This window comes from Rubripirellula tenax, from assembly GCF_007860125.1.
GTDB lineage: Bacteria > Planctomycetota > Planctomycetia > Pirellulales > Pirellulaceae > Rubripirellula > Rubripirellula tenax.
Genome location: NZ_SJPW01000001.1, coordinates 909,618 through 935,089 on the forward strand (window position 1 = coordinate 909,618; position 25,472 = coordinate 935,089).

20 protein-coding genes are annotated in these 25,472 nt (G+C 57.5%); 9 read left to right on the forward strand and 11 right to left on the reverse strand.

Annotation, left to right across the window (positions count from 1 at the left end):
* Nucleotides 1-311: 311 nt before the first annotated feature.
* Nucleotides 312-1,118: a CpsB/CapC family capsule biosynthesis tyrosine phosphatase gene (locus Poly51_RS03355; protein ID WP_146454207.1), complete on the forward strand. Its 807-nt coding sequence runs from the start codon at nucleotides 312-314 to the stop codon at nucleotides 1,116-1,118.
* A gap of 13 nt (nucleotides 1,119-1,131) precedes the next feature.
* On the opposite strand, the gene Poly51_RS03360 is transcribed toward Poly51_RS03355, so the two are convergent.
* Nucleotides 1,132-1,896, reverse strand: a complete 765-nt coding sequence (locus tag Poly51_RS03360) for a metal ABC transporter ATP-binding protein (RefSeq protein WP_315853652.1) — start codon at nucleotides 1,894-1,896, stop codon at nucleotides 1,132-1,134.
* Complete coding sequence (locus Poly51_RS03365; protein ID WP_146454209.1) at nucleotides 1,893-2,924, reverse strand: metal ABC transporter solute-binding protein, Zn/Mn family; 1,032 nt, start codon at nucleotides 2,922-2,924, stop codon at nucleotides 1,893-1,895. The genes Poly51_RS03360 and Poly51_RS03365 overlap by 4 nt, the downstream gene beginning before the upstream one ends.
* Nucleotides 2,925-3,096: 172 nt before the next feature.
* On the opposite strand from Poly51_RS03365, the gene Poly51_RS03370 reads away from it, so the two are divergent.
* Nucleotides 3,097-3,654 (forward strand): GNAT family N-acetyltransferase, encoded by a 558-nt coding sequence (locus Poly51_RS03370; RefSeq protein ID WP_146455159.1) that lies wholly within the window; start codon nucleotides 3,097-3,099, stop codon nucleotides 3,652-3,654.
* A gap of 81 nt (nucleotides 3,655-3,735) precedes the next feature.
* On the opposite strand, the gene Poly51_RS03375 is transcribed toward Poly51_RS03370, so the two are convergent.
* The 7 genes from Poly51_RS03375 to yajC form a co-directional block, all read right to left on the reverse strand.
* Nucleotides 3,736-4,779, reverse strand: coding sequence for an FAD-binding protein (locus Poly51_RS03375; RefSeq protein WP_146454211.1), 1,044 nt, complete (start codon nucleotides 4,777-4,779; stop codon nucleotides 3,736-3,738).
* Nucleotides 4,772-6,229 (reverse strand): FAD-binding oxidoreductase, encoded by a 1,458-nt coding sequence (locus Poly51_RS03380; protein ID WP_246114232.1) that lies wholly within the window; start codon nucleotides 6,227-6,229, stop codon nucleotides 4,772-4,774. The genes Poly51_RS03375 and Poly51_RS03380 overlap by 8 nt, the downstream gene beginning before the upstream one ends.
* The gene (locus Poly51_RS03385; RefSeq protein WP_146454215.1) at nucleotides 6,226-7,359 is read right to left on the reverse strand and encodes a pyridoxal-phosphate-dependent aminotransferase family protein; all 1,134 of its coding nucleotides are present in this window, start codon (nucleotides 7,357-7,359) and stop codon (nucleotides 6,226-6,228) included. Before Poly51_RS03385 ends, Poly51_RS03380 begins: the two co-directional genes overlap by 4 nt.
* A gap of 76 nt (nucleotides 7,360-7,435) precedes the next feature.
* The gene (locus tag Poly51_RS03390) at nucleotides 7,436-9,118 is read right to left on the reverse strand and encodes an L-lactate permease (RefSeq protein WP_146454217.1); all 1,683 of its coding nucleotides are present in this window, start codon (nucleotides 9,116-9,118) and stop codon (nucleotides 7,436-7,438) included.
* Between the two features lie 25 nt (nucleotides 9,119-9,143).
* Nucleotides 9,144-10,118, reverse strand: a complete 975-nt coding sequence (locus tag Poly51_RS03395) for a 2-hydroxyacid dehydrogenase (protein WP_146454220.1) — start codon at nucleotides 10,116-10,118, stop codon at nucleotides 9,144-9,146.
* Nucleotides 10,119-10,237: 119 nt separating this feature from the next.
* The gene (gene secD, locus Poly51_RS03400; protein ID WP_246114233.1) at nucleotides 10,238-13,474 is read right to left on the reverse strand and encodes a protein translocase subunit SecD; all 3,237 of its coding nucleotides are present in this window, start codon (nucleotides 13,472-13,474) and stop codon (nucleotides 10,238-10,240) included.
* Between the two features lie 66 nt (nucleotides 13,475-13,540).
* Entirely contained in the window at nucleotides 13,541-13,963 is a 423-nt protein-coding gene (yajC, locus tag Poly51_RS03405) for a preprotein translocase subunit YajC (protein WP_146454222.1), read from the reverse strand.
* A 212-nt stretch (nucleotides 13,964-14,175) separates the two neighbouring features.
* Between yajC and Poly51_RS03410 the strand changes: the two genes are divergently transcribed.
* From Poly51_RS03410 to Poly51_RS03435, 6 genes are all read left to right on the forward strand, one after another.
* Entirely contained in the window at nucleotides 14,176-15,243 is a 1,068-nt protein-coding gene (locus Poly51_RS03410) for a DegT/DnrJ/EryC1/StrS family aminotransferase (RefSeq protein WP_146454224.1), read from the forward strand.
* 6 nt (nucleotides 15,244-15,249) lie between these two features.
* On the forward strand, nucleotides 15,250-15,960 hold the full coding sequence (locus tag Poly51_RS03415; protein WP_246114234.1) for a hypothetical protein: 711 nt from the start codon (nucleotides 15,250-15,252) through the stop codon (nucleotides 15,958-15,960).
* 189 nt (nucleotides 15,961-16,149) lie between these two features.
* Nucleotides 16,150-17,289, forward strand: coding sequence for a lactonase family protein (locus Poly51_RS03420; protein ID WP_146454226.1), 1,140 nt, complete (start codon nucleotides 16,150-16,152; stop codon nucleotides 17,287-17,289).
* A gap of 169 nt (nucleotides 17,290-17,458) precedes the next feature.
* Nucleotides 17,459-18,874, forward strand: coding sequence for a 30S ribosomal protein S12 methylthiotransferase RimO (rimO, locus tag Poly51_RS03425; protein ID WP_146454228.1), 1,416 nt, complete (start codon nucleotides 17,459-17,461; stop codon nucleotides 18,872-18,874).
* A gap of 447 nt (nucleotides 18,875-19,321) precedes the next feature.
* Nucleotides 19,322-19,915, forward strand: coding sequence for a CDP-diacylglycerol--glycerol-3-phosphate 3-phosphatidyltransferase (gene pgsA / locus Poly51_RS03430; protein WP_246114235.1), 594 nt, complete (start codon nucleotides 19,322-19,324; stop codon nucleotides 19,913-19,915).
* Nucleotides 19,916-19,972: 57 nt separating this feature from the next.
* Entirely contained in the window at nucleotides 19,973-20,824 is an 852-nt protein-coding gene (locus Poly51_RS03435; protein WP_246114285.1) for a CPBP family intramembrane glutamic endopeptidase, read from the forward strand.
* Nucleotides 20,825-20,919: 95 nt separating this feature from the next.
* Here Poly51_RS03435 and Poly51_RS03440 read toward each other — a convergent pair whose 3' ends face one another.
* Nucleotides 20,920-22,764, reverse strand: coding sequence for a hypothetical protein (locus Poly51_RS03440; protein ID WP_146454232.1), 1,845 nt, complete (start codon nucleotides 22,762-22,764; stop codon nucleotides 20,920-20,922).
* A complete protein-coding gene (gene guaB / locus Poly51_RS03445; protein WP_146454234.1) occupies nucleotides 22,697-24,181 on the reverse strand; it encodes an IMP dehydrogenase in 1,485 nt (494 codons plus the stop codon). The genes Poly51_RS03440 and guaB overlap by 68 nt, the downstream gene beginning before the upstream one ends.
* Nucleotides 24,182-24,566: 385 nt before the next feature.
* Between guaB and Poly51_RS03450 the strand changes: the two genes are divergently transcribed.
* Nucleotides 24,567-25,208, forward strand: a complete 642-nt coding sequence (locus Poly51_RS03450) for a hypothetical protein (protein WP_146454236.1) — start codon at nucleotides 24,567-24,569, stop codon at nucleotides 25,206-25,208.
* Nucleotides 25,209-25,472 lie beyond the last annotated feature (264 nt).

The following is a 25,472-nucleotide window of genomic DNA, read 5'->3' on the forward strand; positions in this document are numbered from 1 at the left end:
CGGGGAAAGCGATTGCTGTCGAATGAGGCGGGGATGCCTTGTGAACTTGCAATTGGAAGCAATGTCATCGGGGCACAAGCTTCATTGTAGCTAGCCGGCACCCGTTCATGAAGACTTGGAAAAAATCCGAATTGCCACCGAGGGGGCGGGATTCGCCCAAAGAACTCCAGCGACGGCATGGATATCGCGTTGCCGGCTCGATCTGGGCGAGTGGATGGGATGGTACAGACTTTTGGCCCGGACATTGCAATGCACCCTTCCGATGCGACATGCAATTTCGCCGTCGCTCGGTCACGCCAGGAGTCGCCAGAATGGGATTGTTTTGGAATCATGACGTCGCCGTCTGTGAGATGGCTGACATCAACAGCGGTATCTTCCGATGCTCGGCGGACGGGAACGTCCACTGGCCCAAGAGTCTGCGATTCGCCGAACTCGCAGCCGAAGACGGCATCCGACGCGCTGTTGCGGTAACAAACTTTGGAACGATGGACACCGTCGTTCGTCGTCTGGGATTGTTCAACGCTCTCTTGATTCGGCATCGTGTCGAACTCGAAGTTAAGGCAGCCGTCGAGTTTTCGCTCGGCAGTGACTTGTTCAATCAGATCGTACGGGCGGCAACCGTGATGGGTGGTTTGAATCGGCACTACGTGATGCTGCGAATTCACCCGGGTACGTCGCTGCCCATTGCATCGGTTGTCGAGACCATTCGAAAGATGCACTTGAGAACGATCTTGGTCGCGCCTGAACGTTGTGATGCATTGGTGCATCGACCGACCGAGTGGAAACGACTCGCGTCGGCAGGCGCCCTCATTCAATTCTCGGCCAAGAGTCTGCTAGATGAATCGAATCCGCGACGCATCCGATTTTGTCGATCGATGATTCGCGAAGGTCGGTGTCACTTCATCGGTACGGAATTGGGCCGCGACGATGGCACGTCGGTCTCGCTCGCCGAAGCATTCCGTGTGATCGCACGCTGGGCCGATATCGAAACGGCAACGAACTTGTGTTGGGGAAACACGAACTGCGTCTGGGAAAACCAGCCCGTTCAAGTTTCCGACCGATTCAATCGCTCGGCCGGAAGACAATGGTTTCGTCGGCCCACCAAGTTGGCGGCTTAGCACTTCGTCCGAACTATTCGTCTTTGTTGTCGAATATCAGCAGTTTACCGCCGTAGGCTTCTTTCAATAGACGCGGTCGCATGACTTCTTTGGTTGGACCCTCGGCAATGATGCGTCGATTCAGAAGTAGCACTCGGTCAAAGTAATCCGCGACCGTGTCGAGATCATGGTGGACAACCATCGCGGTTTGCCCCGCGTCGCGAAGTCGGTGAAGGACATCGATGATCGTTCGCTCGGTCGACGCGTCGACACCGGCCAGCGGTTCGTCCATCAAAAACAGTTCGGCACCTTGAACCAGCGACCGAGCCAAGAAGACTCGCTGTTGCTGGCCGCCCGAGAGTTGGCTGATCTGACGTTTGCGAAGATCCTGCATTCCGACGCTTCGCAGCGCTTCGATGGCCTGCTCGCGATGCTTCGATCGCACCGGCCGTAGCCAACCGATCTTGCGGTAAAGTCCCATGCAAACCACGTCCAATGCGGTGACCGGAAAGTCCCAGTCGACGGTCGTCCGCTGCGGCACGTAGCTGACGCGACCAGCCACTTCGCCGAACGTTTTTCCAAAGAACTCAAACTTTCCTTCCGCAGGCTCGATCAAGCCAAGCGAAGCCTTGATAAGCGTGCTCTTTCCCGCGCCGTTGGGACCAACGATTGCCGTCAACGTGCCCGGCGGCGTTGAAAAGCTGACGCGTTCCAAGACAGGCTGGCTGCGATAGGCGATCGTGACATCGATCGCGCGAAGCGGACACACGGTCGGCGGTGCTGCATTCGATTCGATCAATCGTTCGACTCCGATTCAACGGATTGTAATGTGTCGTCTGTCGGGACCGATCCGCCGAGCGCAGTTGCGATCGTCGAAAAATTGTGTCGCATCATTCCGATGTAGTTGCCTGTCGGGCTTCCCGTGGCGCCCATCGAATCGCTAAGCAGTTCCCAGTCGCTGCTGACCGTTTGGCCGCGACTGCGGGCGCCTTCGACGATCGCCTTGACTTGTCGGGGCGAAACACTCGATTCAAAGAACACGGCGGGAACCTTTCGCGTTGTGATCAAGTCGACCAATCGGTTGACGTCGCGAATTGCGGCATCGCTGATCGTTGAAACGCCTTGGACCCCGTGAACTTCGATTCCGTATCGCTTGCCAAAGTAGCGAAACGCGTCGTGTGCCGTCACCAGGATCCGCTGCGACGATGGAATGCTTTCGATCGCCGCGGCACCGAACCGATCCAGCTGCGCGAGTTCGGCGCGGTAGGCGGTCGCTCTTTCGCGGATGGCTTCGGCGTGCTCGGGCATCAATGCGATCAGCCGCTGGGCGACTTGCTCGACCGCTTCGCTCCACAGCGTTACGTCCATCCAAATGTGCGGGTCGTGAACGCCGGCGTCAGCGTCGAGCAATCGATCGTGGGGCAACCATTCGCCGATGGCAATCGTCGTGCCCTCGTCGCCACTACGGCTTTCCAGGACTTCGCCCAAGCGACCTTCAAGATGCAGACCGTTGTAAACGACAATGTCGGCGCCGCGCAGTTGGACGGACACCGACCGCGATGGCGAGTACAGGTGAGGATCCACGCCGGGTCCCATGATCGTTTCAACACGCGCATCCGGTCCCATCAAAGTTGAAACCATGTCACCGACCATTCCCGTCGTCGTGACAATCACCTTCCGAGCGTCGCCGCCGTTGCCCGTCGATGTCGCATTTGAGTTGCCACAACCGCCCGATAAAAGGGCAGCCCATAGCATCGCTAATGACACCAAAATGGCAGTCACGAAGCGGCGGTCGGAGGATGAAACGGGCGTTTTCGCGTTTTTCACTTGAAAAGACTCTCAGAAAGGCGTGTTTACGAGTACTCAAATATAATTGTTTGGCTAGCCAAAAACTAGAGAGGTTTTGATGCAAGTTGCGTGCCGCTAGCAATTTCGATCAACTCGCTAGCGTGTGGTAAACTTGGGTTTCGGTGGCTTGGCCTGCGGTTTGGGGATCGACATGGGACTGACGTACTTCAAGCGATTTCGAATGGAATACGATCTGTTGGATTGGCGTTTCGCCGATGCGACCGTTCCAGCCGGCTATGCCTTGATCCCGTTCAGTTCCGGAATCATGCGAGAACACGCGACGGCGAAGTATCAAAGTTTTCGCCAAGAACTGGACGCCAATGTGTTCCCCTGTCTGGGGCGTCGCGACGGCTGCATGCGTTTGATGCGAGAGATCTCGTCACGAGACGGTTTCGTGCCCGGCGCGACTTGGCTGTGCCGCCATCGCGATCCGGCGACCGGACACTGGAATCCCGTCGGTACGATTCAAGGGTTAGAGATCGAAGGCTGGGGCGCGATCCAGAATATCGGAATCGATACACTCCACCGCGGTCGCGGGCTGGGCACGATCTTGATGGCTCGCGCGGCCGAAGGATTTCGCGAGGCCGGATTGACGCGAATGCACCTGGAAGTGACGACCGACAACACCGCCGCGATACGTTTGTACGAACGGATCGGATTCAAGCGAGCCCAAGTGGTTTACAAAGCCGCCGAAGTTGCCGGTGTCTAGTTCGCGGTTGGTTTGCACGTCTCTTGAAACCGAGATCGTTTTGGCACTTCAACGCGTCCGCTAACATGGTTTTACGCTGGCTCAACCGGGGAACCGGCCATGAGGTTCCATCGCCGTCTTGATGTTTCGTGACATGTGGGACGTGTGAATTTTTCCAACGATCGATGCACTCCATTCGCCACGCACTACCAACCCGGGCACGCCCAACTTTGTCAGTTTTGCGTCAAGGTCCGTCACGTCGTCGGTCGCGATCCAGGTGACGTTTCCGGCCGCGCTGACATGATGGTCAAGACTCGAAAATACCGTCGATGCAGTTGGCACTTTCACCACATGAGATCGATGGGGCGCGAACGTCAATTCGGTTACGGAATGCCAGAATGCTTCGCACGATTCCAATTCGGAAACGTCGCCCGTCCATCGGCTTGTGATCTCAGACGCAATCGCTTGATTCGCCTCCTGGGGCCCGGCGATTCGCAACAACACCTTCAGCTCATTCGGTCGCGCATCGATGGCATCCAGTTCCCAGCGGCTGGAGGCGGCTTGTTGGATGCGATCGATCAACTGGGTGTAGGACTCACAAGCCACCGACAACGTGAGCGTCGATAGCGGCTTCGGGAAGACCTTGAACGTCAATTCGGTCATCACGCCAAGCCGTCCGAGGCTGCCGACCATCAACTTCGGGATATCGAAACCCGCGGCGTTCTTCACAACTTTGCCACCAGATCGAATGACTTTGCCGTCACCCGAGACGAAGACGCATCCGATGATGAAGTCACGGACACCGCCGAATCGAAATCGACCCGGACCCGACAATCCTGACGCGACCGTGCCGCCAAGCGTCGCGCCGGCATCGACCAGCATCGGATCGAACGGCAAGTACTGATTTCGTTCCGATAAGACGTCGCGAACTTCGTCGATTCGCGTTCCGGACCTTGCGGTAAACGTGAATTCAGAGGGCTCGTACTCGATGATCCCGGTCATTGCAGATAGTGATACGAGGGTAACACCGGAGCCTGGGGACATTGCCGGCTTAGTTCGGTTGCCGATTGCCACGACGTGCTCGCATGAGGCAATCGCATCGACCAGATCACTTTCGCAGGTTGGTTTCAACAGAGGCTCATTCACGCTGAATCACTCCTGCTTTTTCCAGCGGATGCAGCCCCGTCATCGCCAACGCGGGCGCCTCGGTACCGGGAAACATCTTGCCGGGGTTTGCGATCATCTTGGGGTCGAAGGCGCGTCGCAATCGATCGAACATGTCCACTGTGTTCTCGTCAAACATGTGCGGCAAGAAGTCTCGTTTCTCCATCCCCACGCCATGTTCGCCCGTGATCGATCCGCCCATGGCGATGCACAACCGCGACAACTCGGCCGCGACGGCTTCGGCCCGGTGCAGCATTCCGTCGACGTTTCCGTCGAACAGGATCAACGGGTGCAGGTTGCCATCGCCGGCGTGAAAAACATTGGCGATCCGGATGCCGCTATCACGTGAAAGTTTTTCGATCGCGACCAATGCCTCGCCCAGTCGTTTGCGAGGTACGACCCCGTCTTGAACCAAAAAATCGGGACTGAGTCGACCGACGGCGGAAAAGACGCTTTTGCGGCCCTTCCAAATTCGCATCCGTTCTTCGTCGTCTTTTGCAACCATCTCTACGACCGGCTTCGTTGCGGCGATGACACGGCTCAACTGTTCTCGCTCGAACGCGATCTTTTCTCTTGGGCCTTCCAGTTCGACGATCAACACCGCCGCAGCACCGCGAGGGTAATCGCACTTCACAGCCGCCTCGGCTGCCTCGATCGAAAGCGCGTCCATGATTTCCATCGCTCCCGGCAACAATCCGGAATCGATCACGGCCGAGACGGCATCGCCGGCAGCACGAAGCGAGTCGTAACCAACCAGAACGGTGTGGAACACTTCTGGCTTGGGCAGCAGTCGCAACGTGATCTCGATCGCAATCCCAAACAGTCCTTCGTTGCCGCAAAACAATCCCGTGTAGTCCGGTCCGACGGACTCGGTGCTGGTGCTGCCTATCGTGACGACCTCGCCGGTGGCCGTTACCGCTTTAATGCCCAAGACGTGATTGGACGTCATCCCGTATTTCAAACAATGAGCGCCACCCGAATTGAATGCGACATTCCCGCCAATCGTGCAAACCGATTGACTTGACGGATCCGGGGAAAAATAAAGCCCGTGCGGCGCGGCGGCTTGCGAGACTTTCAAGTTAACCACGCCCGGTTCGACGACTGCTGTTCGCGATTCGGGATCCAGCTTCAGGATTCGATTCATGCGGTTGAGTGCGATCACAATCCCGTCGGCCACGGGTAGCGAACCGCCCGATAAACTGGTGCCCGAACCCCGTGCGACGAAGGGCACGTCGTTGTCGAAACACCAGCGAACGGCTGCGATGACTTCATCTGCCGTTTCGGGAATGACCACCGCCAGCGGCTTGGCACGGAACGCGGTCAATCCATCGGATTCGAACGCAGACCGGGACGCTTTATCGTTGACGAAACGTTGCACCGGAAACAGCTTTCTCAATCCGGCCAATCGGTGGTCGCTCGCGGTGCTGCTCACGTCGAACTCATGCATTCCTTAAGCGCCGATAACAGCGTGACCACGTTGCGGTGCGTCGCGCCGTATCCCATCAAGCCGATTCGCCATGCTTTGCCTGCGAAAACGCCAAGCCCGCCGCCGATTTCGATGTCGTATTCGTTCAGCAATCGCGTTCGAATGGCTGCTTCGTTGATTCCCTCGGGCGTGGCAACACAATTCAGCGTCGACAGTGAGTTTTCGGGAATGTACGTCAATCCGAGCTCTTCCAAGCCCTTGCGAAGGTCCAAGTGGACGGTTCGGTGGCGGGCGATGCGTTTTTCAAGGCCTTCTTCGAGCACGATTTGAAGGGCTTCGCGCAAGGCGTACACCATGTTGATCGGCGCGGTGTGGTGATAGGCTCGTGCACCGGAACTGGCACCACCGCCCGTGTAATAATTCTTCAGCATTGAAACGTCGAGATACCAACTTTGCGAGGGCGTCTTGCGAGCTTCCATCTTTTCGATCGCGGCCGGCGAGAACGAAACCGGCGATAGTCCTGGTGGGCACGACAGGCATTTTTGCGTTCCGGAATAGATGGCGTCGATGTTCCAGTCATCCACCTTCAACTCGTGTCCACCCAGCGACGTGACGGCATCGACGGCCAACAGCATTCCCGCATCGTGAACGATCTTGGAAATGCCTTGGATCGGTTGCAGTGCGCCGGTGGATGTTTCGGCATGTACGATGCCAAGCATCGTTGCTTTGGGATGCTTCGAAACGGCTTCGGCGATCGCTTCATCCGTAAACGTTTGCCCCCAAGGTACTTCGACGACGTGCACGGTCGCGCCACATCGTTGCATGTTGTCTTTCATGCGGCCACCGAAAACGCCGTTGATACACACGATGACTTCGTCACCGGGTTCGATCAAGTTGACCAGAATCGCTTCCATGCCCGCCATTCCCGTCCCAGAGACGGGGAACGTCAATTGGTTCTTGGTTACGAAAACGTCACGCATCATTTGACACGTTTCATCCATGTATTGGATGTACTGTGGGTCAAGGTGGCCTAGCGTTGGGGAGCCAATCGCACGCAAGATGCGATCGGGTACGGTGCTGGGCCCCGGTCCCATCAGTAGGCGTTGGCGTGGGTTCAGGGTGGCGTAAGTTGTCATGGAGAGATCGGAAGTTTGAAGTGAGAGGGTGTCGTTGTTTGGACGGTACGTCAAGTGATCGTGTTAGGCAACCGTGTCAGGTGATCGCGAGGCCCAAGACCGCCGCACACGCAATGTAATATAGAAACACCTTCGCCGTGACACGGATCACTTCGCCCTCGCGGCCGATCAGCCCCACCACGGCACACGCAGCGACGACGTTATGGACGCATATGACGTTCCCGGCGGCGCCACCGACCGCTTGCAGGGCCACCACCCAAGTCGGATCAGCACCGATTTGTTCGGCCACCGAGAACTGGAATCCGCTGAACATCATGTTCGAAATGGTGTTGCTACCGGCCACGAATGCCCCCAACCCTCCGACCAGTGCGGCGAAGGCCGGCCATGCGGTCCCGCTAAGATTCGCAACCCCGGACGCCAATTCATCGGGCATCGATGCGAAACCCGCAGCGCCGCCCCCGGAATGAATGAAGACTTGCACCATCGGCACCGTAAACACCAGCGCCGCCGAAGCCAGGATGATCATCTTTGCGGAATCACGGATCGCTGTTCGGATTGCCGACCGATGCATGCCATGCAGGACGGCAGCAAAGATACTTGCGAGAATGAAGACGGTTCCGGGCAAGTACAGTGGTTGCACCGGAGAAATGTTGACGGAACTGCCCAGGAAGTTTGCCCACGTTGATGTGTCGGCGGGAATCGCGAATGACTTCATCCACGTCCCCAGGCCGAGCAAGGGAAGTCGCGAGGCGACCAACAACACGGCAATCACCAGATAGGGAAGCCAGGCCCTGAACGGTGACAAGTGTGCCGGCGGTTCAGCGAGAGTCATTTCGGTAGTGCCGTGAAACGATTCGTCCCAGGTCGACGAATCGGCAAAGTCCCAAACGTCGCCTTCGGGAAACAAGAATCGGCGTTTCGCGGCGGGAACGACGATTGCGAGCCCGACTAGCGAACCGATCAGCGACGGAAATTCGGGCCCCAGCAAGATCGCAATCGCAACGTAAGGCAACGTCATCGACAGTGCTGCGAATAGGGAAAACTTCCACAATCGCAGTCCCTCGCGGTAGCTTCGGTTCGCACCAAAATTGCCCGTCAGAATACTGACCAGAATCAACGGAATCAGCGTTCCGATGATCGCGTGCAGCAGAGCGACTTTCCAACCGATGATGGGAAGCAACTCCGTCCACGACGCCATGCCCAACCGTTGGGCGTAGTCAACAACGTTGGGGTTGCCGTCCAAGCCTTTCGCGACGCCGACTAAGATCGGCGTACCGACGGCGCCGAATGATACCGGCGTGCACTGGATCACCATGCCGGAAACGACGGCGGCTTTGGCGGGAAAGCCGAGTCCGACCAGCAACGGAACGCACACGGCGGCGGGAGTTCCGAAGCCGGCAGAGCCTTCAATGAAGGAGCCGAACAACCAAGCAATCAGGATCACCTGTACTCGGCGGTCAGGCGTCACGTCCGTGAACCCGCGGCGAATGACCGAAAGTCCACCGCTTTGCCGCATCGTGTTGAGCAGCAGAATCGCGCCGAAAATGATGTACAGCAGCGTCGCGGTGATCACCAAGCCACCGGCCGACGCGGCGGCGATCTGGTTCAAATCGACTTGCCAATAGAAATAGGCAACCGCTGCGGCCGTCACGTAGGCCAACGGCATGGCGCGAGCGGCGGACCATCCCAAACCAACCAGAAAGACCCCGGTCACGATGATCGGCAACAGCGAAAAGAACGATGGCAGCAACTCGGACATCACGAACTCCGGTACGGTGGAGTCGCTAGTCTAACGCATCCGGATTGACCAGATTGGGTGGGACTTCGCCTCGACAGGCAGCCAAACAGTTCTCGGCGGCCATGTTTCCCATCTTCGTCCGAGTGCCGATCGTTGCACTGCCCAGGTGTGGTGCGATGACGGCGTTGGGCAGATCATACAGCTCGGGTTCAAGTTTTGGTTCTTGCTCGTACACGTCCAAGCCGGCAAAGGCGATCGTACCGTCTTTTAATGCGTCGACCAGCGCGGCTTCATCAATGATCGGCCCGCGTGCGGTGTTGATGATCGTTGCGGTGGGTTTCATCAACGATAGCTCGCGGGCACCGATCAAGTGTTGTGTTTCGCTGTTGAGTGCGACGTGTACCGAAACAAAATCGGACTGTTTCAGCACTTCGTCCATCGTCGCGTAGGTGACGCCCATCGCCGACTCGGCATCGGCCGACAATCGTGTTCGGTTCCAGTATAAAATCTTCATATCGAAACCTTGGGCGCGACGAGCGACGGCTTGAGCGATGCGCCCGAATCCGATCAATCCCAAGGTTGCGCCGGATACGTCGCTTCCCAAAAACTGAAGCGGCCCCCAGCCTTCCCACTTTCGTGCTCGCACGAACTGGTCGCCTTCGACCACTCGTCGGGCCGACGCTAACATCAAGGCCCACGCCATATCGGCGGTCGTATCGGTCAACACGCCGGGAGTGTTGGTGACGGGAATCTTGCGGCGTGTAGCCGCTGTGACATCGATATTGTTAAAGCCGACGGCGAAGTTGGCGACGACCTTCAATTTCGGATTGGCGGCCAAGATTTCATCATCGATCGTGTCGGTCAACAAACACAACAGCCCGTCGACGCCATCGATACCGGCGATGATTTCCGACTTGGTCAGATACCGATCTTCGTGGTTGTAAGTCAGTTCGGAGTGTTCGCGAAGGATCGCCATCGACTCGGGTGGCAGTTCACGAGTCAGAAAAATTTTGGGCTTCATCTCGACCACCCTTCGTGGCCCCGCGACTCCGCTCGCGGGGTGTAGAGTGTTTCTTTCTTTGAACTGATTTGCAGTTCATTTCCCGCCAGCGAAGTCGCGGGTCCACGTAGCGTTGCCCGTTAGGCGGTGGCAGCTTTCTTTTCGCCTCGTTCGACCAACCACAACAGGATCGGGCTGGCGATAAAGATCGAACTGTAAGTACCGACGATGACGCCGATGACCAACGAGAACGCGAAGGCATGAATGCCGTCGCCACCGAATGCGTAAAGCAGAATCACAACGATGAACGTCGTCAACGATGTTAGCAACGTTCGGCTGAGCGTTTGGTTGATCGACGAGTTGATCATGTCGCTGGTCAATCGGGGAGCCTTGCCCTTCGTTTCTCGGATGCGGTCGAACACCACGATCGTATCGTTCAGCGAGTAACCGATGATCGTCAAGATCGCCGCGACAACCGTCAAGCTGATCTTAAAGGGGTCGATCAGCAGGAAGCCGAAAGCGTCGGCCAACCAGTAGCTGACCGCGATTGCGCCCAATGTGATCAACACATCGTGGATCAAAGCGACCACCGCGGCAAAGCCATAAATCACGCGTTGGAATCGGAACCAGATGTATCCGATGATGCACAACAGGCTGGCGAACAGGGCACCGAATGCGCGTCCGATCATGTCGCCGGCGACACTGGCGCCGACACTGCTGCTGCTGATCCAGACGGGATCCGAATCAAGTGAGGTCTTGAACGACTCCATGATCTTGTCAGCATCAGCTGCTTTGATCGGCATGTCGACTTTCCATTTCTGGAACGTCAATGATGAATCGGCAGTCCAGTCCTCGCTGCCCGCGCCGATCGGAGTCAATTCGATCGACCGCGCCGCCATGGGAACACCCACTTCTTTGGCCGCCGCCAACAACGAATCTTTCAGCGTCGACGCATTGAGCAAGCCACCCTCGGCGTCGCCTTCGACGCCCAATTCGATCATCGCACTGCTGTTGACGATGATATCCTCGGACGCAGCGGGAGCACTGACTGTTTCGGCAACGCCATCGGTGTCTGTGGCTTCTTGGGCACGTGCCACTGCCAACATGACCCCGTTGTCATCCGATGGTGCGAAGTAACTTTGGTCGGTCGGTTTCGCACCCGTTGGGGTGATCGAAACGTTGTAGGTGACCAATTTGACGCTTGGATCTGCGGCAAACGCTTTCGCGATCGCGGCTTTCAATTTGTCCACTTCGTCGAATGACGAATCGACCTTGTAAACCGTTTGTGCTTCGACGCCATCCATCGTGACACCGTTGACGGTGTATGGCACCGCTTCGGTGCCCTTGTCGGTGACTTTAACCATTTCGGGGCGAACGATATCGCGAACTGCGTCGGTCTTGGTTGGTTTGTCCAACCGAAACTGGACCGACGAACCGCCGGCGAAGTCGATGTCAAAGATACTCTCGCCGCGAGCGAACAACGATACAACGCCCAATGCAACCAAGACGGCCGAACACATCAGTGTCAGGCGGCCCTTGCTCATGAAGTCCAACCCTTTTTCGCCCGACACGGCGGCTCGAAGCGAGTTGACGCCGTCCGACATGTTGAGCGACAGGAAGCCACGTCGTTCGGCCAGGTCAAACAGGGTTCGCGAAACGTAAATCGCGGTGAACATCGAGAACAAAATACCCAAGATCAACGTGACCGCGAAACCACGAATTTGGTCGGTACCGATCGCGTAAAGCACGATCGCCGTGATCAACGTCGTCAGGTTGGCGTCGACAATGGTGACCGTTGCCTTGGCAAAACCATTACGAATCGCCATGCGAGACGCGGCACCCTTTTTCAGTTCTTCGCGGATCCGTTCGAAAATCAGCACGTTGGCGTCGACCGACATACCGACGGTCAAAACCAAACCGGCCAAACCGGGCAGAGTCAGCGGTTGGTTGATCAAAACCATCGTCGCCAAAATCATTCCCAGGTTCATGATCAACGCGATGCAGGCGATGATGCCAGCGAAGCGGTAGTAGATCAGGATGAAAACGAGCACCATCAACAATGAAACGGTGATGGCCCAAACGCCTTTGGTGATCGTATCACGACCGAGCGTCGCGTCGATTTGATTTTCGGCAATCGGCTTCTTGGTCAGTGCGGCGGGCAATTGGCCGGCCTTCAAGATTTGCACCAACGATTCGACTTCTTGGCGAGTGAAGCGACCGGTGATACGGCCTTCTTTGCGAATCGGCGACTGAATGCTGGGGGCGGAAAGCAAGTTGTCGTCGAGTACGATGCCCAACTTGCGAGTCCGTTGGCCGATCGGAGCATTGTTGGTCGTCAGTACGAAGAATCGGTTCGATCCGGCATCGGTCAGGTTGAACGCGACTGCGGGCGAACCCTTTTCGTCGAACGTGCTGGCGGCGAACGCCAAGTCTTCGCCCGTGATATCGATCAAGGGATCGACAATCATCAGGGCTTCGATGCCCGACATACCTTGTTGGTCGATGAAAGCAGCAATCGATTCGGCACCTCGCAGTTGTGGCGGCAGATTCAGAATCTCGCCGGTATCGGGATTCCGTACGATCGCATCGCCGACGTCGACTCGCAATGGACCCAGTCTTCCGTTGTCTTTTTCACGGTCGACGTTCGCCCAGAACGCGACAACCGATTCGTCTTCCAGCCCTGGATCGCGAATCAGCTCATCCAATCGGGCCGCGCGGTCTTTCGACGACGCTTGTTCGATGGCCAGGTTGATTTGTGGAGAGTGGTCGGATTGGTTGGCCAGAATCGCGAATCGCAAAATACCTGCTTCTTCAACCAGTCCCTTGATTCGATCGACTTCGCGCTGATCGACTTCGGGGACGATGATTTCGATTTGTTTTTCACCGTAAGGGCGAATGACGATTTCTTGAGTACCCGACGGGTTGATACGACGCGAAAGCGGTTCAAGCAAGTCTTCCGACGTGACTTGCCCCATGCCTTCATCTCCACCTTTGCCCAGCTTGCTGGGGTCCATTTCGTAAACCAGGATCGTGCCCCCACGGAGGTCAACGCCCAGGCCGGGTCGAGATTTGGCGAGAACCACGCCGCTGGCGGCAATCGCCAACAGGATCCAGCCGAAGCGGGTGCCGTAGCTGGGCATCTTCAGCGACTTGGCCAAGAAATTGCCGACCACGAATGGCAGCACGATCACGGCCAGCGCGACCGCAACAGCGATGTACTGGTCCCATGATATGCCGGTTTCGTTCAGCGTGTTTGACGCGTCAGAGGCCATTTGCTCGGCCGCCGCAGCAACCGTCGCGGGGTCGGTTTGCGCCAGATTAAAAAAGTTCAGAGCCGAGTCGGCAGAGACCAGATTGGTCATGAAAGAGCAGTCCATCGTGTACTTGTATCGGAATCGGTGCGGGGTGGGCTGGGCGACCGGCCATCAAAAGGGCTTCGCCACCTAGCCGTCGTCCTTGGTTGAGTCAGTTTGATTTTCTTTGCCGGATGAGTCTTTATCCGTCACGATTCGCGAGATCGCGGATCGGTTGACTTTGATGCGTGTGTTCCCATTTTCGTCAATTCTTAGCGTGATAATGTCGCTGTCCGCCGAAACCGCCGCGACAATCGCGTGGATCCCGCCGATGGTGACCACGCGATCGTTTTTCTTGATCGCCGCCATCAATTTCGCTTCATCTGCTTTGCGACGGCGTTCGGGCGCGATCACGATGAAGTAGAACAAAAACAGCAAGCCGGCGGGCAGCAGAAAAGGCGAAAGAAAGTCGCCCGATCCACCATCTCCGGCCGGCGCAGCAGCGGCCGTGCCAGCGGCGTCTTGCGCCACCAGTTGCACTTCAAATGCGAACCGATCAATGATGCGAACCATGGACAAACGAAGTCGCCTTGCGTTTCGAGCCGATGAAAAGGGAATGCGGCATGATATGGATACCCAAAAATCGTCACAAGCCCAGCACTTGTAAGGGAGTTAGGATTCAACGGCGAAACACGAGGCATTGGGCCGACAACGCAGGCTGGACAATCTAGGCCGCGAAAACGCGGACACGCCCGGTCGAGACTTTTCCCAAAAGATCACCCAAAATGACGCTAAAACTTCCCGTCTGGCCGCCCGATTGGCCGTCGATCGGTCGAGCCGCCGCGGATTCCTTCGCTTCGGGCGATTGGGGCCGTTACGGGGCCACGGCCTGTGGATTGCTGCAATCGCGATTGACCGAAATAACAGGGGCCTCGGCCAGCCGGTTGGTGTGCAGCGGTTCAGCCGCCGTCGAATTAGCGTTGCGGGCCGCGGGAGTCGGCCCCGGTGACGAGGTCATCACGGCGGCGTTCGACTACCCCGGAAACGTCCGCGCGATCGAATTGCTGGGTGCCCGTCCGGTGTTGGTCGATTTGTCGGCAAATTCGCCCTGCATCGACTTCGATGGCGCCGCGGCGGCAGCATCGCCGCGCGTGCGTGCGGTGATCGCATCGCATTTGTTCGGCGTTTCGGCGGATGTCGTGGCGTTGAAAGCCACCTGCGAACAACTCGGGTGGACGTTGGTCGAGGATGCGTGCCAAGTGGCGGGAATGATGATCGACGGTCGTGCGGCCGGCTCGATCGGGCACTTCGGAACTTGGTCGCTGGGCGGCAGCAAGTTGATCACATCGGGCAGCGGCGGAGTCGTGTTTGCCAACGACGATCGCTCGGCCGCCCGTTTGACGCCGATTCTGGATCGCCCCAGTGACGCGTTTGGGCTCTCGCCGTTGGCCGCCGCTGTCGTGCTGCCTCAGTTGGACCGGTTGGACGAAATGAATCGCCGCCGAAGTGAGACGGCCGTGTTTCTTCGCGATGAGGTCACGCCGCGATTGCCGGGGTGGGTCTGGGAGAGCGGCGTTCGGAATGTGTCGGCGTTTTACAAGACGGCGTTCACGGTGGAATCGGCGCAGGCGCGGTTGCGGGTCATCACGGCTGCGGAAGAACTGGGTTTGCCGATCGGCGTTGGGTTTCGGTCGATGGCGGATACCAGCGAGCGACGTTGTCGCAAACCGGTACCGCTGGACCGTTCGCGAATGCTGGGCGAACGACTGTTGGTGCTGGATCATCGCGCCCTGATGATTGACGCAAGCGATCGGGACGAACTTGCCAGGTTGATGTTGGCCACCGCCGGCTAGGCCACTATGTTCGATCAACCCGCCGGATCGAACATGGAAACGACACTTCATCACCAATTGAAACTCGGTTACGCCGACGATCCTTCGCAAACCGAAGTCGTCCTGGGCAACTATCGCATCGACGCGATGCGGCGGTGCCAGGAATCGGGCGACGAGTTGATCGAGGTTCAGTGCGCGTCGTTGTCGGCGATTCGTGACAAGTGCCACAACCTGCTGAAGCGGCATACGCTGCGCGTCGTCAAGCCGGTCGTCATCCGCACGCGGATCGTCAAGTTGACGAAACCGGATGGGCCGGTGAAGTCGCGGCGCTTGAGTCCCAAGCGGGGCAGCGTGCTGAACGTGTTCGACGAAATGATTTATTTCACGCGAGTCTTTCCGCACGTGAATCTGACCATGGAAGTGCCGTTGATCCATGTCGAAGAGGTTCGCGTGCCGAGCCAAAAGAAGCGACGCCGCAGTTGGCACAAAGACTACAAGGTCGCCGACGTCAAACTGGAATCGATCGAGTCCGTGATCGAGCTGAAGGTGCCGTCCGATCTGTTGTCGCTGCTCGATTTGCCCGACACGTTTACGGCGTTCAATACGGCTGATTTGGCTGCCGCGATCGACCGACCGAGGTGGCACGCCCAACAAATCGCCTATGTATTACGCAAGACAGGTGCGATCGACCAGACCGGCCGGAACAAATCCGGCGTCGTGTACCAACGAGCAGCCTAAGCGGACCACCCCGTCTTTGCCGTCACCCTACGTGGCACTGCGACGTGGCCGTGCGACGCCGTTCGCAGGGTGTACAGTGCTTCTACCGCGAGCGGAGTCGCGGGTCCACATTGAGTTGCCCGGGTTGCCCCGCGGTGTGCGCCAGACGATGATCGTGGGGTTCATCCGACCCTTTCGAGTCCCACCGCCATGCGTTTCACCTCTGTCACCTGTTTCTTGTTGGCCTTGATCATGTCGCCCTCACCAACTATCGCCGACGATAACGTCGCAAAGAATATCGACGTTTGGATTGGTACCGGGAACTCCAATCTGTCGCGTGGCATCTACCACTGTCGACTCAACACGCACACCGGCCGATTGACCGACCCGACGCTGGCGGCCGAGATGGCGGGGCCCGGTTTCTTAGCGATGCACCCGAGCGAGAAAGTCGTCTATGCCGTCGGCGATCTGGATGGCAAACCCGTCGTCGCAGCCTACACCGTCGACGGCGATCGCCTGACCCTGATCAACTCACTTGAGATCGGCGATGGCGGAGCCGCTCACGTTGCCGTCGACCCGACCGGCAAAACGTTGCTGACCGCGCAGTATGGCGGCGGAAGTGTCGCCGCGTTCTCGCTGAACGCCGACGGCTCGTTGAAAGTACGAACGGCGCTGATCAAACACGAAGGCGGTTCCGGCGTTGTTGCCAATCGTCAGGAAGCCTCCCACGCCCACTGGGTCGGATTTTCGCCCGACAATCGGTTCGCGTTCGTGCCCGACTTGGGATTGGATAAAGTCGTTATCTACAAACTGGATGTTGAAAACGCGGCCATCACGCCTCATGGCAGCGGCAAAGTTCCGGCCGGCGGCGGGCCTCGGCACATGAAGTTTCATCCGTCCGGAAAGTTCATCTTTGTTCTGAACGAATTGTCGCTAAGCGTCACCGTGTTCGACTACAACGCCGAAGCCGGCACGATGACTCCCAAGCAAACCATCCCGACCGTGTCGAAGCAATTGTTGGCGAAAGAGAAATTCAAAAGTGGCTCGGAAATCCGAGTCCACCCGTCGGGCCAGTTCGTCTTTGCGGCCAACCGAGGCCACGACACCATCACGGTCTTTCGAGTCAACCAGTCGACGGGGCAGTTGTCGGTGATCGAAGTTGAAAACGCTCGCGCGGTCACTCCACGGAACATCAATTTGGACCCCAGCGGCAATTGGTTGCTGGCCGCGGGTCAGGATTCCCATACGCTGGCGTCGTTCAATGTGGACGGTTCGACCGGCGAATTGACCTACAACCAATCGGTCGTGATGGCCCCATCGGCGATCTGCGTGCTGTTTGGGCACGAATAAGTAGAGCCATAAAATACCAGCCCGAATCGCCGGAGAGTATCGTCGCGTGCACTCGCTGGCGGTTCGGGCTCGTATATCGGCGTGTCGTTTGCGTGTTTTTGACGGCTATGGTTTAATTCGGGGCTACACCAGCCTCCAAACAAACCGACGTTCAAAGCACCCCCCCTCGATGCAGCTCCCCATCGTAACTGACTCGCAAACGCTTCCCGGCAAGGCTCCGGCCGCCTCCACGGACGGCGTTCGTGGCCGATATGCCGTGATTTCGCTGGGTTGCCCCAAGAACTTGGTCGACACCGAACAGATGCTCGGTCGTTTGGACGAAGACGGTTACGCGATGGTCGACTCTGTCGATTCCGCTGATTTCGTCGTCGTCAACACCTGTGGCTTCATCGATTCGGCTCGCGAGGAATCCTATGGGGCGATTGATGAGATGTTGGCGCTGAAGAAAGCAGGCAAGATCAAGAACGTCGTCGTCACCGGTTGCTTGGCCGAACGGCAACAGGGCAAGCTGCTGGAAGACCGCCCCGAAATCGACGCGATGATCGGAGTCTTCGGCCGCAACGAGATTGTGTCGGTGATCGACCGGTTGCAATCCGGCGTCGAAGAACAAGAGAAAGTGTTTCGTCCGGCGCCGATCAAGCCGCTGTCGGATGCCGTTCGCCGCGCCGTCACGCCGCGACACTTTGCGTATCTGAAAATCAGCGAAGGCTGCGACCGGCTTTGCACGTTTTGTGCGATCCCCAAAATGCGCGGCAAGCACTACAGCAAGCCGATCGAACAAGTCATCGACGAAGCCAAGCGGTTGGGCGACAGTGGTGTGCGTGAAGTCGTCATCGTGGCTCAGGACACGACGTACTACGGCAAAGACCTGTACGGCGAACCGCGGCTAACGGAATTGCTGACCGAATTAGACAAGATCGAATCGATCGACTGGATCCGGCTGATGTACTTTTATCCGATGTACATCGACGACGCGTTGATCGATGTGCTTGCCAATGCGAAGCGGATTCTGCCGTACATCGACATGCCGCTGCAGCACGCTTCGGACACGATGCTAAAACGCATGTCGCGGAAAACGACTCGCTCGTCGCAAGAAGCGATCTTGGCCGAACTGCGAGCGCGTATCCCCAACCTGATCATGCGTACGACGTTGATCACGGGTTTCCCTGGCGAAACCGAAGATGACATCGACCAGCTTTGTGACTTTGTGGCCAAGCAAGAGTTCGAGCACCTGGGCGTGTTCACGTACAGCATCGAAGAAGACACGCCAGCAGCGAAATTGCCCAATCGCGTTCCGGCGGAAGTCGCCAAAGCTCGCTACGACCGCGTCATGGAAGTCCAGCAAAAAGTCGCGTTCAAATGGGTCAACAGCCGTATCGGTACGGTCGAAACCGTCATCATCGACTCGCCGCTGCCGGACCAGGAAGGCGTTTGGATCGGTCGGACTCGAGGTGAAGCCCCCGATATCGACGGGATCGTCTACGTGTCGGGTGTCGATCCGGACGACCCGCTTGAAATCGGCGATATGATCGATTGTGAAATCGTGGCGTCGGACGGGTACGACCTGGTGGCGGCGCCCTTGTAGAAAGAAATGGAAAACCCTAGCAGCCTGTTGAAAAAGGGGACCGACCCTCTCCGACGTTTCGAATTCATAATGTTTCAGCAACGTCTCCAAAGGGTCAACGTCTCCAACGGGTCAGCCCCCTTTTTCAACAAGATGCTAGGTGTCCTTACGGCTCCGTTGGCAGGGTGTACGGTGTTTCTTTCGTGAACTGCGTTGCAGTTCACGTCCCGCGAGCGGAGTCGCGGGTCCACATCGGGTTGCCCCAAATTCAGCCACCTTACGTGTCCCTGTGACTCGGTTGGCAGGGTGTATTTGAGTCCTATGGTGCTTTCAGCTGTCATCCCACGAGCGAAGTCTTTGGGGGCACGTTGGGTATCCTGAAACGTCCTGGCGCAACGTCCCCACCTTGGCGGGCTCTGTTGATTCGAGGACAACGTACATACGCCGATGGCCCCTGTGACCCCTTCCATGACCATGACCACTGCGATGAGTTCGAAACCGGGATCGATCTATAACGTCCCCAACGCACTGACGACGGTTCGATTCGGGTTAGCCATTGCCGTTATGGTTTTGATCCCGATGGGGCATTACGTTTCCGCGCTGGTCGTGTTCTCGATCGCGGTCTCAACGGATTGGATGGACGGCTACTGGGCTCGCAAATACGGTCAAGTCACCAAGCTGGGCCGGATTTTCGACCCGTTCGTTGACAAGATCATCATCTGCGGCACGTTCATCGCACTGGTCGAAGTCGCGGATGCCGGCGTTGCATCGTGGATGGCCACGATCGTGGTGGCTCGTGAATTGTTGGTGACCAGCTTGCGTGCGATCATCGAAGGCAGCGGTGGTGACTTCTCGGCCAACCAATTGGGCAAATGGAAGATGGTGCTGCAATGTGCCGCCGTGATCTCGATCTTGCTGGCGCTGATCTACCCCGCGATCGCGTGGCTGGGGACGGCCGGACAAGTCTTGCTGTGGTCTTCGATCGCGCTGACGCTCTATTCGGGCTACGTCTACGTCGTCGCTGCATCCGAAGTGATGCGCGAGCCCCCTTCGCAAACTTAATTCGTCCCAAAGTCAGCGCCCATGCCTGTGGAAGATCCACCCGCCGCCCTCGTGGCTATGAATCTCGCGCTGCTGATGGCGATGGCGTACAGTCTGATGTGCTGGGCGAAGTGGATAGCAAACTACCGCAGCGATTTGTCGGCGCTGCCGTCGGCGATGTTGCCGCCGCGACCTCGTGAGCGGCCGTTTTGGAATCCCGGCGACGCGCTGATCATGATGGGTTCGATGCAGGTGATCGCCGGATTGGCGGTCGGCGCGTTGACGCTTAGCGGCTTGGCGTCGCGTGGCACCGACACAAAGTCGCCCGAAGGCGCGGCGTATCTGATCACCGTGACTCTTGCCGCCGGTGTCGTCGCATCGTTGATCACTTTGGTTTGGTTACGGTTCCGTGATCGCGATGCGGTATCGAAGTTGTCGCTGCGGCTGAACGATGAAGACGGCATTTTGGGGTTAAAGGCGGCGCTGATGATCTTGCCGCCTGTGTTATTGATCAGCGCGATCGCGTCCCAGTTGGTGACTTACGAACACCCCGTACTCGATTCGATGGCGGGACTGAACGATCCTCTGAAGTTCTCGATGATCTTCATTGGCACCGCGATCGTGACCCCGTTCGTCGAAGAATTTTTGTTCCGCGTTCTCTTGCAAGGCGGACTGGAACGTATCGCCGATCCGATTGCCGAAGAAGGCGAACAGTGGCGGCCGCGATCGTATTGGCCGATGGTGGTATCCAGTCTCGTATTCGCGATGATGCACTTGGGCCAAGGCGCCGCGCCGATACCGCTGTTCTTCTTGTCGCTCGGTCTGGGATATCTCTATCGCCAGACCGGAAACATCACGGCGCCGATGATCGTTCACATGGTTCTTAACGGGACCACGATCTTGATGGAAGGCATTCGCGTGATGGGGTAACTGTGGCGCTGGCACGCCGCGACAGGGTTCCGAACTGCTTTGCAGTTCGATCCCCGCGAACGGCGTTGCGGGTCCACATCGGGTTGCCCATCTTTTTATGGGAGCAACCAAAACGCACCTGTGACGGCGGCCGTTTGGTACAGCGCGCCTCGCAGGCTGATCGGAATCGGTGGCGTTATCCACGGAGCACAATTGCCCGGTCGATAATAGCCAAGCGAGTACGTGCATTCGTTGGGCTGGTGAACACCCATCTTGTACGGCAGCACCGCGATGTTGCCGAAGAAGTGAGCCGTTTGCACGAACGGTTCCAAAACCGGACCGTGTGTGTGGCCGTATCGTTCCAGGTTCACGTCTTCAAAGTAAAGCGGCGTGTGACAAAGGTTGGATGCCTTCCACGTCATCGTCATCGCTGTCCACGTTCGCGGCGTGTATGCGACTTGTTCGATCAAGCATTCTTTGGGCAGTCCCCAATTGTCAGAAATGTAGGCCAGGTCGGCTTCGCTCAACCGGTTCATCGCCAACTCTTCGGTGGTACCGAAATCAGTTTCGATCACGGCTTTCTCGTAAGCCAAGTCGCGTAGGCGGCCCGAAGCCAGGGGAGCACCGTCAACGTTACGCCACTGGCGAATCGATTGCTTTTCGTCGAAGTCGTCTTTCAAGCGTTCGTATCGTTTCTGTTCCATTTCATCGGGACGATAAGGCGGGCTGATGTCCAGCGAAATCTTGTCAATCGTTTGGTATGCAATCCGTTCACGGAAATCACCGCACGTGATCCCCGTTGGCGTCTTCATGTCGTCGTCAAAGCCGCCGTCGTCTAGACTTGACTTGCGATCGCCACTTGCCGAGCGAGGGTCATTCAATTGATCCCGATCTCGCGAGTCGGCTTGGGAGTCGTCCGCATCGCGCCGCGGAAACGGATTGTCGAACATGCCCTTCTCGTCATCTGTTCCCGATCGTTTCGGCGCTGGCAAATCACGAACGTCGTCTTCTGTTTCCGGTGCGTTGTCGCGAAGCATGTCACGCAACGATGGCCCCTCTTCGACGCGCGGTGCGGGTTCCGCTTGCGGCGCGGGTTTGACCGGCGATGGGTCAGCCGTTTCCGGGAAGCCGAACGAATCTCGCAAATCGTTCATCGGCCGCGACTCGTTCGGCAACGTCGGCGCCGCTTGTGGTTGTGGCATGGGTTCCGGAGTCGGTGTCGGAACCGGTGCCGCTTCGGGTTCGGGAAACAAGAATCCGTCGTCGATCGGGTCGTCGGCGATCGACGGAGGTGCGGCGAATGCCGGCGACGTGTTTTGAATCGGCGTCAACTCTGACGCCGACGAAGGCGATGGAGTAGGCATCGACATCGGCTCGGGAGCATCGCCGAAAGGATCAGCAAAGAAATCCCGAGCGCTGCTTGGTGCCGTCGACGGGTTTTGTGCAATCCGCAAATTTGACGGTAGCGACAACAGTTCATCGACCCGTGCCGGTTGCGTCATCCACGCCGCCTGGGACACCGAGCGAAGGCTGGGTGCATCGGTGCTGACTTGCAATCCACTGGCCGGAGCAACAGCTTGTTGGTTCGCCGCGACGACTTGAGACTGTGACGCGACGGCTCGAGTTTGTGGCGTGGCCGCTTGACGCTGTGCCGCGACCGCTTGGCGCTGTGGCGCAATTGGCGCGGCCGCTTGGCCCACCGGTTGCGGTGCCACGTTGGGGCTTCGTCGCCACTGAAGTGCTGGCGCGGCTCGCCCGACGGTTGGTTGGGGCGTTATCATCCGCGTGCCTTCGCGAGGCACCGGGCGAAGACCGCCGGGATATCCCGCAGGTGATTGGGCCATCGCAGCCGACGGCGCCATCAGCGCCATCGCCAGCGCGATCCTTACGAACTTAGCTCGCGTCGCCCGAGTTGACGTCGGGGCTGTAGTTGGGTGCTTCTTGCGTGATCGCGATGTCATGCGGATGGTTCTCCCTAACCGTCGCTGCCGAGACGCGGATGAAACGTGCATCCGTTCTCAGTTCTTGGATCGTCCGTGTTCCGATGTATCCCATGCCCGCTCGCAACCCGCCTACCAATTGGTAAACGTAGTCACTGAGCGGACCTTTGAACGGTACGCGGCCTTCGACACCTTCGGGGACCAATTTGCCCGCCTCAGTGCCTTTTTGCCGATACCGATCACTGCTTCCCTTCACCATCGCGCCCATCGATCCCATCCCTCGGTACGACTTGAACGTTCGACCTTGGTACAAAATCATTTTGCCGGGACTTTCGGTCAGGCCTGCGAACAGGCTGCCGATCATCACCGTGCTCGCGCCGGCCGCGATCGCTTTGGTAATGTCACCGCTGAACCGAATCCCTCCGTCGGCGATGACTGGCTTTCCTCGTTTCTCTGCTACCTTCATTGCATTCAGAATCGCCGAAATCTGTGGCACGCCGACGCCGCTGATCACTCGCGTGGTACAGATCGATCCGGGGCCGATTCCGACCTTGATCGCGTCCGCACCTGCGTCAAGCAGGGCTTCGGCACCCTCCGCCGTCGCGATGTTTCCCGCGATGACGTCGATGTCCCAGTTTCTCTGATTCTTAATCTCTCGAACGGTATCGATCACGTTCTTGCTGTGCCCGTGAGCCGAATCGACGGTCAGCACGTCGACGCCTTGCCGAATCAGCTTCTCAGCCCGTTCGAAGTCGCCGACGCCAATCGCCGCACCGACTCGCAAGCGACCCTGCGGATCTTTGCAAGCACGTGGGAACCGCTTCATCATGTCGATGTCGCGGATCGTAATAAGTCCCGTTAGTTTTCTATCTTCGTCAACCAGCAGAAGTTTCTCGACCCTTTTTCCCGTTAAAATCTTCTCAGCTTCCTCAAGCGTTACATTCCCCACTGCCGTCACCAAATTATCACGAGTCATGACTTCGCTGATTGGGAGGTTTGGGTCTTCTAGGAAGCGAAGGTCGCGGCGGGTCAGAATCCCCACCAAAGTCTGGTCATCGTGCACAATCGGGATGCCAGACACGTTTGCGGTGTCCATCAGCTCGGCGGCGCGGCGAACAGGGACCTCGGGCGAAAGTGTCAGCGGCTCGAAAATAATCCCGTTGGCCGAACGCTTGACCTTGGTGACTTCTTCGACTTGGTCGTCTGTCGTCAGATTCTTGTGAATAACCCCTAGACCGCCCTCTTTCGCCAAAGCGATCGCCATGTCAGCTTCGGTGACCGTGTCCATGGGCGACGAGATCAATGGGATCTTCAGCTTGATCCGCTCGGTTAGATAGCTGCTGACGTCGACTTCGCTGGGCACCACTTCGCTGTACCGGGGCAGCAACAGGACATCGTCAAAGGTGACACCGAGCGGTCCGATTTTGTCTTCCGACATGGGTTGCGTTTCCGAGGAAATGGGGGTCTGGGAAAGGCAACAAATTATGGCGGAATCCATGCACTGCCGCCAGTAGCCACGCCTGAACGTATTCGCGGACTCGAACGGGCAACCCTACGTGGCCCTGTGACTCCGATCGCAGGTTGTACTTTTGTGTTCCCGTCGGCTGCTTCGCAGCCAACTTTCCGCGAGCGGAGTCGCGGGTCCACGCAGGGTTGCCCGTTTTGGGATCACCCTTCGTGGCCCTGTGACTCCGCTCGCAGGGTGTGCTTTGTGTTCGTCCGCTGCTTAACCGCCGTAGCTTTTCCGATCTTGTGTAGTTACCCTAGTCGTTTCTGTAGTCGCTTTGCAGAAACAATTTTCTTCGTCGATGGAAGCTAGCGGTATGTCACGAATCTTCATCCTTCTTGCCACCCTTTTTTTCGCTCTGTCAACAACTCGAATCGACGCGGCGATTGTCACTGTCGTGACAAACGGAACCGTAGTTAGGGGGGGAGGCTCTTTGCCTGACGTTGAATTGGGCGATCCATATTCACTGACCATCACCGTCGATACGTCTCGCTTGCCAAGCGTTATTCCAGCTGAACAGTCGTTTTTCGGTGATTTCATCACTTCCGCTACTCTAAGCGGATCTAGCGTAATCGAATTTAGCACTCTGACCTTAGGGTCCTCAAACTTTATAAGCTTTTTCGGGGACCGAATAGGTCTAATGCGCGCCAGACTGCCAAGCGAAATGTTCCAACTTGATTCAGAGAATTACTACAGTGAGTTATCCGTTGATTTCATAGGCGGAACGGCTGGCTTTGATAGGAATGATGTTCATGGCACCTTTGTTGATGAATTGAACTCTGGCGTCGATCCGCGTTTCTCTATTACGACAGCACGTTTTGACAACGGGTTTGGAAGTGGGTTTACCGTCGGTGGCGGGAGCCTTTTCGCTGTCGCCGTGCCCGAACCATCTGTATTTGCGTTGGGATGCGGGATATGCACCGCAGTGCTTTTTCGCCGCAAACGCTTGGTTGGTTAACAACGCAATTTAAGAAACGCCACCCAATTGATTCCAAATTGGGCGCACGATGGAACGATTAGCAACTCGCTAGAAAGCGGATGTGTTGGTTGCTATCAGCGGCCTCGGTGCAAAGCAAATTAGTGGTCTGGTCCCATTGTTAATTAGATTGATACCGGACGGCTTGCGTCGTTTCGCTAACAAATTCAGCGGCCGGGCGCGAGCCCTCCGATATGCCAACCCGAAAATCGAATTGGATTAAACCACGAGTATTAAAACGCTGTC

What these genes read in the sequence shown, in the direction of transcription:
- Poly51_RS03435 (WP_246114285.1), top strand. Translation starts at nt 19,973, where the DNA reads ATGAATCTCGCGCTGCTGATGGCGATGGCGTACAGTCTGATGTGCTGG.
- Poly51_RS03395 (WP_146454220.1), bottom strand. Translation starts at nt 10,118, where the DNA reads ATGAAGCCCAAAATTTTTCTGACTCGTGAACTGCCACCCGAGTCGATG.
- secD (WP_246114233.1), bottom strand. Translation starts at nt 13,474, where the DNA reads ATGGACTGCTCTTTCATGACCAATCTGGTCTCTGCCGACTCGGCTCTG.
- Poly51_RS03355 (WP_146454207.1), top strand. Translation starts at nt 312, where the DNA reads ATGGGATTGTTTTGGAATCATGACGTCGCCGTCTGTGAGATGGCTGAC.
- rimO (WP_146454228.1), top strand. Translation starts at nt 17,459, where the DNA reads ATGCAGCTCCCCATCGTAACTGACTCGCAAACGCTTCCCGGCAAGGCT.
- yajC (WP_146454222.1), bottom strand. Translation starts at nt 13,963, where the DNA reads ATGGTTCGCATCATTGATCGGTTCGCATTTGAAGTGCAACTGGTGGCG.
- Poly51_RS03390 (WP_146454217.1), bottom strand. Translation starts at nt 9,118, where the DNA reads ATGTCCGAGTTGCTGCCATCGTTCTTTTCGCTGTTGCCGATCATCGTG.
- Poly51_RS03385 (WP_146454215.1), bottom strand. Translation starts at nt 7,359, where the DNA reads ATGACAACTTACGCCACCCTGAACCCACGCCAACGCCTACTGATGGGA.
- Poly51_RS03440 (WP_146454232.1), bottom strand. Translation starts at nt 22,764, where the DNA reads ATGACATCGCGATCACGCAAGAAGCACCCAACTACAGCCCCGACGTCA.
- pgsA (WP_246114235.1), top strand. Translation starts at nt 19,322, where the DNA reads ATGACCATGACCACTGCGATGAGTTCGAAACCGGGATCGATCTATAAC.
- Poly51_RS03415 (WP_246114234.1), top strand. Translation starts at nt 15,250, where the DNA reads ATGTTCGATCAACCCGCCGGATCGAACATGGAAACGACACTTCATCAC.
- guaB (WP_146454234.1), bottom strand. Translation starts at nt 24,181, where the DNA reads ATGTCGGAAGACAAAATCGGACCGCTCGGTGTCACCTTTGACGATGTC.
- Poly51_RS03370 (WP_146455159.1), top strand. Translation starts at nt 3,097, where the DNA reads ATGGGACTGACGTACTTCAAGCGATTTCGAATGGAATACGATCTGTTG.
- Poly51_RS03450 (WP_146454236.1), top strand. Translation starts at nt 24,567, where the DNA reads ATGTCACGAATCTTCATCCTTCTTGCCACCCTTTTTTTCGCTCTGTCA.
- Poly51_RS03410 (WP_146454224.1), top strand. Translation starts at nt 14,176, where the DNA reads ATGACGCTAAAACTTCCCGTCTGGCCGCCCGATTGGCCGTCGATCGGT.
- Poly51_RS03420 (WP_146454226.1), top strand. Translation starts at nt 16,150, where the DNA reads ATGCGTTTCACCTCTGTCACCTGTTTCTTGTTGGCCTTGATCATGTCG.